This window comes from Spartobacteria bacterium UBA695 (assembly GCA_002298145.1).
In the GTDB taxonomy this organism is placed as follows: Bacteria; Verrucomicrobiota; Verrucomicrobiia; order Chthoniobacterales; family Chthoniobacteraceae; genus UBA695.
Map to the genome: position 1 here is coordinate 552075 of DBMP01000013.1, position 13438 is coordinate 565512.

Annotated in this window: 11 protein-coding genes; 8 read left to right on the forward strand and 3 right to left on the reverse strand. The window is 61.9% G+C overall.

All coding sequences use genetic code 11. The features are described 5' to 3' along the window. The first annotated feature begins 32 nt into the window (after positions 1 to 32). From pncB to B2828_RS08685, 8 genes are all read left to right on the forward strand, one after another. The gene (gene pncB / locus B2828_RS08650) at positions 33 to 1223 is read left to right on the forward strand and encodes a nicotinate phosphoribosyltransferase (protein WP_479633318.1); all 1191 of its coding nucleotides are present in this window, start codon (positions 33 to 35) and stop codon (positions 1221 to 1223) included. 1 nt (position 1224) lies between these two features. Continuing rightward, the gene (gene nadE, locus B2828_RS08655) at positions 1225 to 3228 is read left to right on the forward strand and encodes an NAD(+) synthase (protein WP_479633319.1); all 2004 of its coding nucleotides are present in this window, start codon (positions 1225 to 1227) and stop codon (positions 3226 to 3228) included. Between the two features lie 3 nt (positions 3229 to 3231). Further along, complete coding sequence (locus B2828_RS08660) at positions 3232 to 3921, forward strand: NUDIX hydrolase (protein WP_479633320.1); 690 nt, start codon at positions 3232 to 3234, stop codon at positions 3919 to 3921. After that, complete coding sequence (gene pncA / locus B2828_RS08665) at positions 3918 to 4550, forward strand: bifunctional nicotinamidase/pyrazinamidase (RefSeq protein WP_479633321.1); 633 nt, start codon at positions 3918 to 3920, stop codon at positions 4548 to 4550. The genes B2828_RS08660 and pncA overlap by 4 nt, the downstream gene beginning before the upstream one ends. A 106-nt stretch (positions 4551 to 4656) precedes the next feature. Then, positions 4657 to 6021: an AAA family ATPase gene (locus B2828_RS08670; protein WP_479633322.1), complete on the forward strand. Its 1365-nt coding sequence runs from the start codon at positions 4657 to 4659 to the stop codon at positions 6019 to 6021. After that, positions 6021 to 7283: a tetratricopeptide repeat protein gene (locus B2828_RS08675; RefSeq protein WP_479633323.1), complete on the forward strand. Its 1263-nt coding sequence runs from the start codon at positions 6021 to 6023 to the stop codon at positions 7281 to 7283. The genes B2828_RS08670 and B2828_RS08675 overlap by 1 nt, the downstream gene beginning before the upstream one ends. A 74-nt stretch (positions 7284 to 7357) precedes the next feature. Then, positions 7358 to 7798 (forward strand): YccF domain-containing protein, encoded by a 441-nt coding sequence (locus tag B2828_RS08680; protein WP_479633324.1) that lies wholly within the window; start codon positions 7358 to 7360, stop codon positions 7796 to 7798. A gap of 309 nt (positions 7799 to 8107) precedes the next feature. Beyond that, positions 8108 to 8737, forward strand: a complete 630-nt coding sequence (locus tag B2828_RS08685; protein WP_479633325.1) for a superoxide dismutase — start codon at positions 8108 to 8110, stop codon at positions 8735 to 8737. Between the two features lie 94 nt (positions 8738 to 8831). Here the strand turns inward: B2828_RS08685 and mazG are convergent, their stop codons facing one another. From mazG to B2828_RS08700, 3 genes are all read right to left on the reverse strand, one after another. Next, positions 8832 to 9650 carry a nucleoside triphosphate pyrophosphohydrolase gene (mazG, locus tag B2828_RS08690; RefSeq protein ID WP_479633326.1) on the reverse strand — a complete coding sequence of 273 codons (819 nt, stop codon included), beginning with the start codon at positions 9648 to 9650 and terminating at the stop codon, positions 8832 to 8834. A 19-nt stretch (positions 9651 to 9669) separates the two neighbouring features. Beyond that, a complete protein-coding gene (locus B2828_RS08695; protein ID WP_479633327.1) occupies positions 9670 to 12081 on the reverse strand; it encodes a mechanosensitive ion channel family protein in 2412 nt (803 codons plus the stop codon). Between the two features lie 69 nt (positions 12082 to 12150). Next, positions 12151 to 13434, reverse strand: coding sequence for a dihydroorotase (locus tag B2828_RS08700; RefSeq protein WP_479633328.1), 1284 nt, complete (start codon positions 13432 to 13434; stop codon positions 12151 to 12153). Positions 13435 to 13438 lie beyond the last annotated feature (4 nt).

Below are 13438 nucleotides of genomic sequence, written 5' to 3' on the forward strand. Positions count from 1 at the left end.
AAGAGTGACACGAACAAATCCAATCCACGGACATGGCTCACACACCGATCATCAAAGACCTTTGCGACACCGACCTTTACAAATTCTCGATGGGGCAGGTCGCCTTCCACCAGTTTCCTGACGTTCAGGCGGTTTACCGCTACACGAACCGCGCGAAGGAAAAGGGATACCGTCCCGGATTCGCGGCGGAGGTCAGGGAGCAGGTCGAGCTGATGGCCGGATTGCGCCTGAGCGAGGAGATGTTCGAGTTCTTTCGCCTACGCTGCCCCTGGATCAAGCTGACTTACCTCCAATGGCTGCGCCAATACCGGTTCAATCCCGAGCAGGTTTTGCTCTCGCAGGAAGGGGGAGAACTCCAAGTGGAAGTGCGCGGTCCGTGGTTCGAGACAATCTACTGGGAAGTGCCGCTGCTGTGCATCATCTCGGAACTCAGCCGCAAGAACCCCGCCACTGAGGCGATGATTCCGAGGTCGGCGGATTGGGCGGAGCGCATCACAGCCAAGGCCAAGGCGATGGCGAAGGGCGAAATTCACTGGATTGATTTTGGAACACGCCGCCGGTTCGACTTCGATACGCAGAACGAAGTGTGCAAGCGGATGAAGCCATTTGCCCCGTATTTTCGCGGCACCAGCAATCCCTATTTGGCCATGCGCCACGGCATCAATGTGTTTGGTACCTATGCCCACGAGCTGGTCATGGCGATGCAGGCCATCTATGGGCTCCAACGCAGCAATGAGCGGGCGATGGAACACTGGGTCCGCGAATATCGGGGCGACTTGGGCATCGCGCTAACAGACACCCTGACCACGGATGTCTTTCTGCGGAGCTTCGACCGATTCTACGCCAAGCTCTTCGACGGCATCCGCCAGGATTCGGGCTGCCCGTTTGCCGTCGGCGAAAAATACATTGCTCACTACGAAAAGCTGGGCATCGATCCTCGGAGCAAGGTTATTGTTTTCTCGGATAGCCTCGACACCCAAAAGGCGATCGCCCTGGCCCAGTGTTTCAAGGGACGCATCAAGACCACCATGGGGATTGGCACCCACCTCACCAACGATGTCGGGCACCCCGCGCCCAACCACGTCATCAAGCTCGTCGCGCTGGATTGCGGCAACGGCCCCGTCTCCCTCTTGAAGCTTTCGGACGATACCGGCAAGGTCACCGGGAACGAGGGCTTGGTGGCCGACGCGATACGTACCCTCAATATTCAACCCGCTGCATAACATGCATCTTGTAAAACTTGGCGCGGCTGCGCTCAACCAAGTGCCTCTGGATTGGCGCGGTAATCTCCAGCGCATTCGGCTTGCTATTGCCGAAGCGCGGGGGCAGGGGGTTAACCTTCTGTGTCTGCCGGAACTATGTATTACCGGGTATGGGTGCGAAGACGCCTTTCACTCCCATCACACCCTCGACATGGCATGGAAGAGCCTGGAGACACTGCTTCCGGATACGCTGGGCATGGTGGTCACTGTGGGCCTCCCCGTGCTTTTCCAAAACGGAGTTTTCAACTGCGCTTGCGTCATTGCCGACGGTCAAACCCTGGGATTGGTGGCAAAACGGTTTTTGGCCGGAGACGGCATTCACTATGAACCGCGGTGGTTCAAACCTTGGAGCGAAGGCACCGTCAGAACGCTTGAACGAGGGCCCGCGTCCTTCCCTATCGGCGACCTCTGCTTTGAGGTGAACGGCGTGCGGTTCGGGTTCGAGATTTGCGAGGATGCGTGGGTGGCCAATCGCCCCGGAGCGGCACTTTCACTCCAAGGCGTCGATGTCATTCTGAACCCCAGCGCAAGCCACTTTGCCTTTGGAAAACTCGACGTTCGCAAGCGCTTTGTCCTGGAAGGTTTGCGGGCTTTCGGCGTCAGCTATGTTTACGCCAACCTCATGGGAAACGAATCCGGACGCGCGATCTATGACGGCGGCACGATGATCGCCACAGGGGGCAAGCTGATCGCGGTCGGCCAGCGCTTAAGCTTCCAGGATTTCTATGTCACCTCGGCGGTTGTGGATGTGGATGCGACCCGGATGAGTCAGGCCCGCACGGCGAGTTTCCGTCCCGCGCTCGATGACCGAAGCCAGGAAGTGATTCGCAAAACGTGCAACCTCGCCCCGGTTTCTTTAGCGGCTCGCATTTCGGAGCCGAGCGGCGAGGGATGGGAGCTGAGCGCCAATCTTAAAGCTGAGGAATTCGCCCGTGCGGAGGCCTTAGCGCTCTTTGATTACATGCGCAAGAGCCGCTCGAATGGCTTCCTCATCTCGCTGAGCGGCGGGGCGGATTCGGCGGCTTGCGCCGTCTTGGTTTCGCTTATGGTATTATTCGGTGTTCGAGAATTAGGTTTGGAGACTTTCAAACAAAAACTTGCCTATATCCCTGGCGTGGCGGACGCGGATAGCGTTGATGCGCTGCGGGAGAATTTGCTCGTTACCGTTTACCAGCCCAGCGAAAACAGCGGGAGCGTCACGCGCGGCGCTGCCGAAACCATGGCAAAGGCATTGCGCGCCCGGCACTACGTGTTTGACGTTACCCAGCTCGTGAAGGGCTATGTCGACATGGTCGAAACTGCCGTGGGTACGGGATTCTCCTGGAAGGAAAATGACATCGCGCTCCAGAATATCCAAGCGCGGGTGAGGTCCCCCGGCGCCTGGCTCCTGGCTAATATTCGCGGCGCACTCTTTCTCTCAACAAGCAACCGCTCAGAAGCGGCGGTCGGTTATGCAACGATGGATGGGGACACCAGCGGCGGCCTGAGCCCCCTGGCGGGTATCGATAAAGCATGGCTGCGGGAGTGGCTGCGCTGGATGGAGCAGGTCGGCCCCGAAGACATCGGCCCGCTCCCCGAATTGAGCGTCATCAACGAGCAGCAACCGACGGCCGAACTGCGCCCCAAGGCTCAGGCGCAAACGGATGAAGACGACCTAATGCCCTATCCTCTGCTGGACGCCATCGAAAGGGCGGCGATCCGCGACAAGCAGCCCCCTGTAACGGTTTTCGAACTAATGCGCGTGGCGTTCCCCGAGTATGCCATCGGCCAACTGCACCTCTGGGTGGACCGTTTCTTTAAACTGTGGAGCCGCAATCAGTGGAAGCGAGAGCGTTATGCGCCTTCGTTCCATTTGGACGACGAGAACCTCGACCCCAAGACCTGGTGCCGCTGGCCCATTCTCAGCGGCGGGTTCGAGGTCGAGCTCCGGGAACTGAATGCCTTCGTCAAAACCGTTGAAAAATAGCCCATGCCCTACACCTACGAATACCCCCGCCCCTCAGTAACCGTTGATGCCGCTGTGTTCGGCTTCGACGGCGCGGAATTGCAGATCCTGCTGATCGAGCGGGCGCTCGAACCGTTCGCCGGATCGTGGGCCATTCCTGGCGGATTCGTGGACATGAATGAATCGGTGGAAGCCGCCGCGCTCCGGGAATTGCAGGAGGAAACCGGCATCTCCCGCGTTTTTCTGGAACAACTCTACACCTTTGGCGAGGTCCTGCGCGATCCCCGGGGACGGGTCATCAGCGTGGCCTACTACGCACTGGTGAAACCGAGTGAGCACCCCACCTCCGCCGCCAGCGATGCCCGGCAAGCCCGATGGTTTCCCGTTTCCGCACTTCCACCGCTCGCCTTCGACCACGAAAAAATCGTGGCTGTCGCCCTCGCGCGCCTTCGCGGCAAAGTTAGGTATGAGCCAGTAGGATTCGAATTGCTTCCGCCAAAGTTTACGCTCTCCGAATTACAGGCGCTGTACGAGGCGATCCTCGGGACCGCGCTCGATAAGCGCAATTTCCGCAAAAAGATCCTTGGCATGGGGCTGCTCATTGCCCTGAGCGAACGCCGCCAGGGGGGGCAACATCGCCCGGCTCAACTCTTCCGGTTTGACCAAAAAGCCTACAAACAACTCCGCAAAAACGGGTTCAATTTTGAATTATGAAACAGCTACCGGCCACCCATGCCTTGATCGTCGTTGATGTGCAAAACGATTTCGTGAGCGGCTCCCTTTTGGTCCCGAACGCTGCCGAGATCGTCCCCGTGGTCAATCGCATCCGGGAAGCGTTTGCCACGGTTGTTTTCACCAAAGACTGGCATCCTGCAAACCACGGCAGCTTTGCCGTCAATCACCTCGGGAAGCAGGTCCTCGAACAAATCGACCTGAACGGGCTCCCTCAGACGCTCTGGCCGCCTCATTGTATCCAAGGCGAACCGGGTGCGGAACTCGTTGCTGGGCTTAATAGCGAGAGGGCCTATTTATTCGTCAAAGGCACCGACCCCGGCATCGACAGTTACAGCGGTTTCTTTGATAACGGCCACCGCAAAGCGACCGGCTTGGGCGAGTTTCTCAAAACCAATGGAGTCACCGATGTCTACGTGTGTGGACTCGCAACTGACTATTGCGTCAAAGCCACCGCCATCGATGCCGTGCAGCTCGGTTTCAATACTTACCTGATTGAAGACGCAAGCCGTGGCGTCAATATCCAGCCGGACGACGTTGCCAATGCCATTAAAGAAATGCAGGCCGCCGGTGTCTGCATTGCGACCAGCGTGGACGTGCCCGGCTGCTAAAACAACTTTCGCCTGCTGCCGCCATACGCTTGACGCAATAGCGTGCTTTGCGCTTGATACCGCAACGGCAGTGACGCCAATCTCTCCTCTCGCATTTCTTCCAAGTATGGCAAACCTCGATCCTCTCCGCGCGGCCTTGGCTGTCTCTCCAGACAACGTGCCACTTCTCCTCTTGTTTGCCCAGGGCTGTCTGGACGAATGGGCTTTCGATGACGCCCGGGGGGCCTTCGACCGCGCGCTGAAGGTGGCCCCGAACCAGCCGGAAGCCAAGCTGGGTATCGCGCGAACCCTTCATCTGACCGGTAAAACTTCCGAGGCGCTGGTGCGGACGGAGGTCGTCACACAGGATCACCCCGCTTTCGCTGCCGCCTGGGTTTTCCTGAGCCAACTAAACCTCATGGAGGGCAATCGCGAGGCGGCGCTTGCCCAGTATGCGCATGCGCTGGAGTTGGAGCCCTCGGCCAGAGATGAGGCGTTTGAAACGGAACTCTACCTTCAAGGTAAACGGCCCGCCGCCGAACCCCATGAACCGGAAAAAGTTCCGGTGGGCGTGAGCGACTGGAACGCCCCGGCGCAGGAGGCGGATCCCGCGGGGAAAACCGCAGACATCGAGCGTCCAAAATCCAGCTTCAGCGATGTTGGCGGGATGGACGCGGTGAAGGAAGAGATTCGGATGAAAATCATCTACCCGATGAAGAACCCCGAACTGTTCCGCGCCTATGGGAAAAAGATCGGCGGCGGCGTGCTGCTGTACGGCCCTCCGGGGTGTGGCAAAACCATGCTGAGCCGGGCGACGGCGGGCGAGATCAACGCCAATTTCATCTCGGTGGGCCTTCACCAGATTCTCGACCTCTATCTGGGCAACAGCGAAAAGAACCTGCACGAGCTTTTCCAGTTGGCGCGGGATAACGCCCCCTCGGTGCTCTTCTTCGATGAGGTGGACGCGCTCGCGGCCGATCGCAATGACCTCAAGCGCAGTGCGGGCCGGACCCTCATCAACCAATTCCTCGCGGAAATGGACGGCCAAAATGCCAGCAACGACGGTCTCTTGATTCTCGGGGCAACCAATGCCCCCTGGCATATTGATCCGGCTTTCCGGCGGCCCGGGCGCTTCGACCGCATCCTGTTTGTCCCGCCTCCGGATGAAGCCGCGCGGGCCGCAGTAATCCAGGTGATGGCCAAGAACAAGCCCATCAACCAGTTGGATGCGGCGGCTTTGGCTCGCAAAACCAAGGATTTCTCCGGAGCCGACCTGAAGGCCGTATTCGACATTACCATCGAGCGCTCGCTGGCCAAGGCCATGCGCGAGGGGCGCATCATCCCCATCACCACCTCGGATTTGCTGGAAAGCGCCAAAACGCTCAAGCCCTCCACCCGCGCGTGGTTTGATAGCGCCAAAAACTACGCCATTTACTCCAACCAGGGCGGGTTCTACGACGAGGTCCTGACGTTCCTGGGGATCAAAAAATAATGGACGCGCTCGACGAACTCCATTCCGGCCACTTCCGGCGCGGCCTTTTGCTCAAGGAGCAGGGGCGCTATCCGGAGGCCGAGCCATTTTTCCGCGATGCCTTGGGGCAAAACCCGCGCGATGCTGCCTCCTTCCACCATCTGGCGGGCTGTCTTTTCCAGATCGCCGGGAGGGAGGCCGAGGCGCTGCCCGTCGTGGACGAAGCCATCGCCCTGGAACCGGAGGAAGCGGGGCACCACGCCCTACAGGCTCATATTCTATGCTTCTTGGAGCGCCCCAAGGAGGGACTCGCGGCGGCCCAGGCGGCGGTGGAACTCGAACCGGATAACGCGTTCTGTTTTGTAGCCGAATCTCAGGCCCTTCTTTGTTTGGAACGCTGGGCAGAGGCGGAGCGCGCCGCCCGCTGCGCCCTGGGCCTCGACCCGGAAAACCTGGCGGCGGCCAATCAGCTCTCCCGGGCCTTGCGGCTCCAAAACAAGATGGAGGAAAACCGGGAGCAGCTCGTAAGCATGCTGGCCCGAGATCCCGAGAACGCCTACACGCACGCCAACGCCGGTTGGTCGGCCCTGCAAAGCGGGAACCGGCGTGAGGCCGAGGCGCATTTTCTGGAATCCCTGCGGCTGGACCCGGAAAGCGAGTGGGCTCGCGAGGGGCTGCTCCAGAGTTTTCGCGCCCGTTCGCCCTTCTACCGCGCTTACTTGAGTTACTCCTTCATGATGCAGCGCCTGAGCGGCAAAGCGCGCTGGGGGATCATCCTCGGGCTCTACTTTGGCGTAAGATTTGCGCGCGTTCTCTTCAGCGGTCCCTATGCGCCCATTGGGTTGGGCATCGGCCTGCTTTATGTCCTTTTTGTGCTGTGGGTATGGGTGGCCCGGGGAGTGGGGAATTTCATCTTGCTGCTCGACCGCTTCGCCCGGCACGCCCTACGGCGGGAAGAACGCTGGGAAGCCGTGGCCGTGGCTGGTAGCCTGCTCTTGGGGACCGCCCTGGCTGGCACGGCGTTTCTGACAGGCCCCCAGCACCTCATCATGTCCGCCATCGCCCTCTGCGCCGCGTCGATTCCCCTTTCGCTGGTCTTTACCAACCGTTCCGTGCCGGGGCGCGTGCTTTTTGGGGCCGTTGCGCTTTTTGGGCTTTGCACGGGCCTGTTGGCTGGCGTTCTTGGCCCGGCAGGGAGCATTCCCGGCTTGGTCGTCATCGCGGTCATCGCCGCGGGCTGCTGCACCTGGCTGGGGAATGTTAGTTTCTTCAAAAAGAGGTAACGGACAGCTCGCCGTGGATGGCCACCGGATCTCACGGGGTTGATGTCTGACTGATTTTCGGTGATGTTAACCCCATGAAATTCGCCCTTAATCTTCTCTGGTTTCTATTCGGTGGCGGTATCTTTGCCGCCGCTCTGTGGATCCTTGCTGGCGGGTTGCTCGCGCTGACCGTGGTCGGCCTGCCCTTTGCCGTGGCAGCCTTCCGCATTGCCGGATTTACCGCCTTCCCCTTTGGTCGCCGGTTGGTTGACGCCGAGCTGATGGGTGAAACGGTGGTGCCCGGGACCGGGGTGGCCAACGTTCTCTGGATCATCCTGGCGGGGATCTGGCTGGCCATCGCCCACGTCCTTGCGGGGCTCGCCTGCCTGACCTCCATTGTCGGGATTCCCTTTGGCCTGGCTCACTTCAAGCTGGCCGGGATTTGCTTTGCCCCGCTGGGGAAGCGGACGGTTTCCTCAGAGGTCGCAGAGGCGCTCCAGCGGGCGCAGGCGGACCGAATCGTGCGTGGCGATTAGGCGGCTTTTTGCTAACTCGGAATCCCGAGCTGCGTTTGCGATATTCCTTCGCGTAGAAGCCCCGCGAACGTTTTTCCATCGGGGGGCTCACCTTGGTGCGTATTTATAGCGAAGTTACAGCGAGGGTGGAATGGCCTTCCTCGGTGTACCAAGGAAGATCCGCTGCCCTCCAGTCCCACGGGAAAAGACTTATCTACCCTCTTGCATCGTGGGGAAAATCAGGCATTCTCGGCCTGTAAACGAGCTGGATGGCTCGCTTGGTAAAACCGTCAATCCATCAAGCATACAAGCAATTTAGAGTAGATACCTATGGCTTACGAACTTGCTCCTCTTCCGTACAGTTTCACCGCGCTCGAACCGTACATCGACGCCCGCACGGTGGAAATCCACCACGATAAACATCACGCGACCTACGTTGCCAATTTCAACAACGCGGTTAAAGACAAGCCGGAGATCGAGGGAAAATCGCTCGACGATCTGCTCCGCGATCTGCCCGCCGTTCCGGAGGCCTACCGCACGCCGATTCGCAATAATGGCGGCGGGGTGTGGAACCATAATTTTTACTGGAAGGTGCTCGGCCCCAACAGTGGCGGCAAGCCCTCCGGCCCGCTGGCGGCGGCTATCGATGCCACCTTCGGCAGCTTCGAGGCGTTCCAGGAGAAGTTCCAGACCGCCGGGGCCACGCGCTTTGGCAGCGGCTGGGCTTGGCTGATCGTGAAGGCAGACAGGTCTCTTGCCATCGTCTCCACGCCGAACCAGGATAGCCCCATCATGACGGGCATTACCGACGTGCCCGGTACGCCCATCCTGGTCGTGGACGTCTGGGAACACGCCTATTACCTGCTCTACCAGAACCGTCGCCCGGATTACCTCAAGGCCTGGTGGAACGTGGTCAACTGGCCCGTGGTGGAGGAGCTCTACGCCGCCGCGGTGAAGTAGAAGTTAACGTCCAATACCGACGCTTTTTGCGCGCAGGGGGAGGGGAGAGCCCTTCCCCCGTTTTGTTTGTACGGGGCGGGGGAGAGAAAAGCCGCTATTTCTTCGCGGTCTCGCCGCTCGAAGGCTGGCACTCGGACTGGTGCTCCTGGCGCTTGATCTCGTCCCAGATCAGGTCCATTTCCGCCAGCGTGCAGTCCTCGGGCTTACGGCCTCGTTCTTGGAGGGCGGTTTCGAGGGCGCGGAAGCGGCGGCTGAATTTACCGGTGGCCCGGCGCAGGGCGACTTCCGGCTCGACCTTGAGCTTGCGGGCGAAATTGACGGCGGCAAAGAGCAGGTCGCCCATTTCCTCCTCGATCTTCTCCGGATCGCCCAGGCCGATGGCCTCCTCGGTTTCGGCCAGTTCCTCGCGGATCTTGCCGACGACCTGCACGGGGTTCTCCCAGTCGAAACCGGCTCGCGCGGCGCGCTTGGTGACTTTCTCGGCGTGCAGCAGCGCCGGGAGCCCGCCGGAGACGCCGTCGAGCAGCGAGGTCTGCGTGTTGCCCTTCTCCTGACGCTTGATCTCGTCCCAGTTTTTAAGCACCGCCTCGGAGTCGGCGGCCTCGGCGTCGCCAAAGACGTGCGGGTGGCGGCGGATCAGCTTGGCGGAGATGCCCCGGGCCACGTCGTCGAAGGTGAAGCGGCCCTCCTCGGCGGCCATCTGGCTGTGGATGACGACCTGGAGCAGGACGTCGCCAAGCTCCTCGCAAAGGTGGGCGTCGCTGGCTTCCTCGATGGCCTCCACGGTCTCGTAAGCCTCTTCGATCATATCGCTGCGCAGGGAAAGGTGGGTCTGTTCGCGGTCCCAGGGACAGCCGCCGGGGGCGCGGAGCCGGGCGACGATCTGGCGGAGTTCATCAATGGGTGTGCTCATTTTAAAAAAAGAGTGGATATTACGAAGTAACGGGGACGGGCGCGGCGGGCGAGGGTCGGAGGATATCCTCTTTCTCAAAGGCGGCCAGGATGGCTACGGCGAGGTCGCTGCGGATCTGCCCGCAGGCTTCGATGCGGTCGGTCCAGGCGGTGAGCTTGAACTCCAGGCTGTCGGTCTTGAGGTCGCTCAGAAGGGCGCTCGGGGCCGGGAGACGGGAGACGAGCGGGTGCTCGGCGGCGAGTTTTTTCAGCAGTTCCATGACCCGGCACGGTTCGGTGCCGTAGGCCACGCAGATGGTGATGTCGAGGCTCCGCTGGCGGTTGGAGAGGGTCCAGTTGATGACTTGGTCGGCGATGAGCTTGCCGTTGGGGAGAATGATCTCTGAGCCCGAGCCGGTGCGGATGACGCTCGCGCGGATGCCGATACGGTCCACGATGCCGGAGGTGGTGTTGTCGAGCTGCACCACATCTCCCACTTTCACCGGGCGCTCGAAGAGCAGGATGATGCCGGAGACGAAGTTGTTGATGATGTTCTGAAGACCGAAGCCCATGCCGACGCCGAAAGCGGAGACGAGGATGGTGAACTTCGTCATGTCGACGCCCACCTTCGAGGCGGCGAAGGAGAAGCCGACGAGCAGCACGGTGTAGTGAAGCATCGTCGAGACGGCGTAGGAAAGGCCCCGCTCCATTTTCACGCGGGGGTAGAAATCCTCCTCCAGGACAAACCGGATGAAGCGCGAGCAGAGGAACGCGGCCCAGATGACCAGCCCGAAGAGGACGACCTGCCCCACGGTAGTGCCCTCGCGGCCGATGCCAAAGACGCTCTTAATGGCCTCCATCACCCGGGCGCGCATGGTGAGCAGCTCCAGGGTTCCCATGACCCAGAGGACGACGGCCCCGGCTTTAACCAGGAAGTGGGTGCGTCGCCAGATGAGCGTCCGGTGATGGCGGATGGCCCCGAGGGTCGAGAGCGGCTCCATCGAGAGCGCGCCGATGGCGAAGCCGTCCACGATGCGGGTGGCAGCGTAGAGGATGACGGCTAAATACGCGCTGCCCAGCGCGGCGTTGCCAACCAAGTTGCCCAGGTCGACGCAGCCGATGGCGTTGGCAAAGAGGGCTGCGCTAAAGACCGCCAGTTCCAGCTTTACCGCGGTGATGGGGGCGCGAACCTGCGCGGTGGGCACGAGGCATTCGGGGGCCTTGCGGTCGTTCCATAGCATCCAGCCCAGGAAGCCGCAGCCCGCGGCCATTTCGGCTAGGAAGAGAAGCCGCGCGGCGATGGGGAAGCTGCTGGCGACGGTGCGCAGCTGGTCGACGAAGTAGAAGACGACGAGCAGGTTGAGGACCGGGAAGAGGTGGCGGTCGATGAGGCGGCGCAGGATCACGATGGCCGGGATGAGCGCGGCGGCCCCAATGATGGCGGTGAGGAGTTGCGGGGGCTGCGGGTAGGCCCACGGGAAGGCCACGAGCGAGAAGGCGAGGGCCATGGCGGTGGGCACCTCGAAGACGGTGGTCGCGGCCTTGAGGCTCGGCTCGTCGTCGGCCCAGGCGTTGACCCGGCGGCGCGCCCACCAGAGCCCGATCAGCAGCACGGCGAACCCGGCGGCATGGACCAGGAGCCGGTCCGACTGGTCCTGGACGTAGGCGGCGAGCGCGGCGCACTGCTGGTTCCAGGCGGCGTGCATTTCCTGGCCGAAGTTGAGGCCCGTGGCCATGCGCTTGGACTCGCTCCAGATGGGGATCCGCCAGACGGGCACGCTTTCGCTTAAGAAAAGGCGGGCGGCAGCCTGGGGCTCGGCTTCGTTGAGGGCGGCGAGGGTGGCGTTGAGCTTGATCTCTTGCTCGTGGACGGAGGCGAGCGGGACGGTGAGGGCGGAGAGCTGTTTCTGGACGGTTTCCCGGTTATGCGCGACGGCTTTTTTCAGGTCCTCAAGGCGTTTTTTCCATTCGGCGGGCAGCGTGGGCGGCGGGCCGTCGGCGGTGAGCTTGGTCCACTCATCGACGCTGGCCTTGATGCGGTCGAGCGCGGCGGCCTGGTCCCGGTAGCCATCGCTGCGCCGGGTGAGGTCGTTTTTGAGGGAGGCAAGGGCCTCTTTGCGCTGCTGCCAGCGGGCTTGCAGCTCCCGGACGGTGTTCAGCGAGGGCTTGGCGGCAAGGGTCTGGGCGGTTTCGGCGCTGGCGCTCCCGAGCTCATGGCTTTTTGTCGCGGCGGCTTCGGCGAGGGGGGCCACGGAGGTGTCGGCCTTGAGGTCGGCTTCGATTTTGCCCCGTTCGTCCTCGGCGGCGACGATCTTCGCCGTGTAGTCGACGCGCGGGGTGGGGCTCGGCGTTACGGATTCCGCCGGGGATGGGGTGGCGGTGGGCGTCTGGGCCGGGGCCGTTGCGCAGGCCAGCAGGGTGGCCAAGATGAGGACTTTTGGGATAAGCTGCATGGGGTGTTGGCGTGTATCCGGTGATCCCGGGCGGATGTCAACCGGCAATCCGCCTGCGGACGCTGCTTTTTATGCGCTCCAGACGGTCTTGCCGCTGACGATGGTGCGCACGGCGCGGCCCTTGAGCTCCCAGCCGTGGAAGGGGGTGTTGCGCGAGCGGGAGCGGGTGGTGGTTTTGTCGTAGGTCCACTCCAAGCCGGGGTTGATGACAGTGACGTCGGCCACGGCTCCCGCGGAGAGCGTTCCCCGGTCGAGCTTCAGGAGCCGGGCGGGGTTGAGGGTGTACATGGAGATGAGCTTTGGCAGGTCGACGACTTTCTTCTCGTGCACGAGGATCTTAAGGAAGAGGGCGAGCTCGGTTTCGAGGCCGATGATGCCGAAGGGGGCGTGGTCGAACTCGACTTCTTTTTCAAACGCGCAATGTGGGGCGTGGTCGCTGGCCAGGATCGAGAGGGTGCCGTCGGCGATGCCTTCCAGGAGGGCGTCAATGTCGCTCTGGGCGCGCAGCGGCGGGTTCATTTTGAAATCGGTGTTGTAGCCGCGCACGGCTTCGTCGGTCAGCGCGATGTGGTGGGGGCAGACTTCGCCGGTGATCGGGATGCCCCGGCTGCGCGCGCGGCGCAGGATGTGGACGCTCCCCTCGGCGGAGACGTGCTGGCAGTGGACGGGGGTGCCGGTGAGCTCGGCGAGCTGGGCGTTGCGCTGGACGATGACTTCCTCGCCGATGGAGGGCCAGCCCTGGAGGCCCAGCAGGGTGCTCCAGTAGCCTTCGTGCATGACGCCTTTGCCGGTCAGGTTGATGTCCTGGCAGTGGTCCATGACGGGGAGGTCAAACATTTTGGCGTATTCCAGGGCGCGGCGCATCAGTTCGTGGTTTTGGACGCAGCGGCCGTCGTCGGTGAGGGCGACGATGCCCGCCTTGGCCATGGAGCCGATAGGGGAGAGTTCCTCTCCGCCGAGCCCTTTGGTGATGGCCCCGGCCACGAAGACGTTGACGGCGGCTTCTTCCCGGGCCTTGTCCTGCACCAGGTTGACGACGCTGGCGTGGTCGATGGTGGGGGAGGTGTTCGGCATGCAGATGACGCTGGTGAACCCGCCCGCGGCGGCGGCGGCGGTGCCGGTGGCGATGGTTTCCTTGGCGGTCTGGCCGGGTTCGCGCAGGTGGACGTGGAGGTCGATCAAGCCCGGGGCGATGATGAGGCCAGTGCAGTCGATTTCCTCGACGTTTTTGCGAGAGGTAACTGTGGCGGGATCGGCGATGCGGCCGTCGACGATGAGGACGTTGCCGACTTCGTCGCGCTGGTTGGCGGGGTCAATGATGCGGCCGTTGCGCAGAAGGGTAGTGGAGGACATAAAG

Coding starts and splice junctions, on each gene's coding strand:
- mazG (WP_479633326.1), bottom strand. CDS start 9,650: ATGAGCACACCCATTGATGAACTCCGCCAGATCGTCGCCCGGCTCCGC.
- B2828_RS08660 (WP_479633320.1), top strand. CDS start 3,232: ATGCCCTACACCTACGAATACCCCCGCCCCTCAGTAACCGTTGATGCC.
- B2828_RS08685 (WP_479633325.1), top strand. CDS start 8,108: ATGGCTTACGAACTTGCTCCTCTTCCGTACAGTTTCACCGCGCTCGAA.
- nadE (WP_479633319.1), top strand. CDS start 1,225: ATGCATCTTGTAAAACTTGGCGCGGCTGCGCTCAACCAAGTGCCTCTG.
- B2828_RS08675 (WP_479633323.1), top strand. CDS start 6,021: ATGGACGCGCTCGACGAACTCCATTCCGGCCACTTCCGGCGCGGCCTT.
- B2828_RS08670 (WP_479633322.1), top strand. CDS start 4,657: ATGGCAAACCTCGATCCTCTCCGCGCGGCCTTGGCTGTCTCTCCAGAC.
- pncB (WP_479633318.1), top strand. CDS start 33: ATGGCTCACACACCGATCATCAAAGACCTTTGCGACACCGACCTTTAC.
- B2828_RS08680 (WP_479633324.1), top strand. CDS start 7,358: ATGAAATTCGCCCTTAATCTTCTCTGGTTTCTATTCGGTGGCGGTATC.
- B2828_RS08695 (WP_479633327.1), bottom strand. CDS start 12,081: ATGCAGCTTATCCCAAAAGTCCTCATCTTGGCCACCCTGCTGGCCTGC.
- B2828_RS08700 (WP_479633328.1), bottom strand. CDS start 13,434: ATGTCCTCCACTACCCTTCTGCGCAACGGCCGCATCATTGACCCCGCC.
- pncA (WP_479633321.1), top strand. CDS start 3,918: ATGAAACAGCTACCGGCCACCCATGCCTTGATCGTCGTTGATGTGCAA.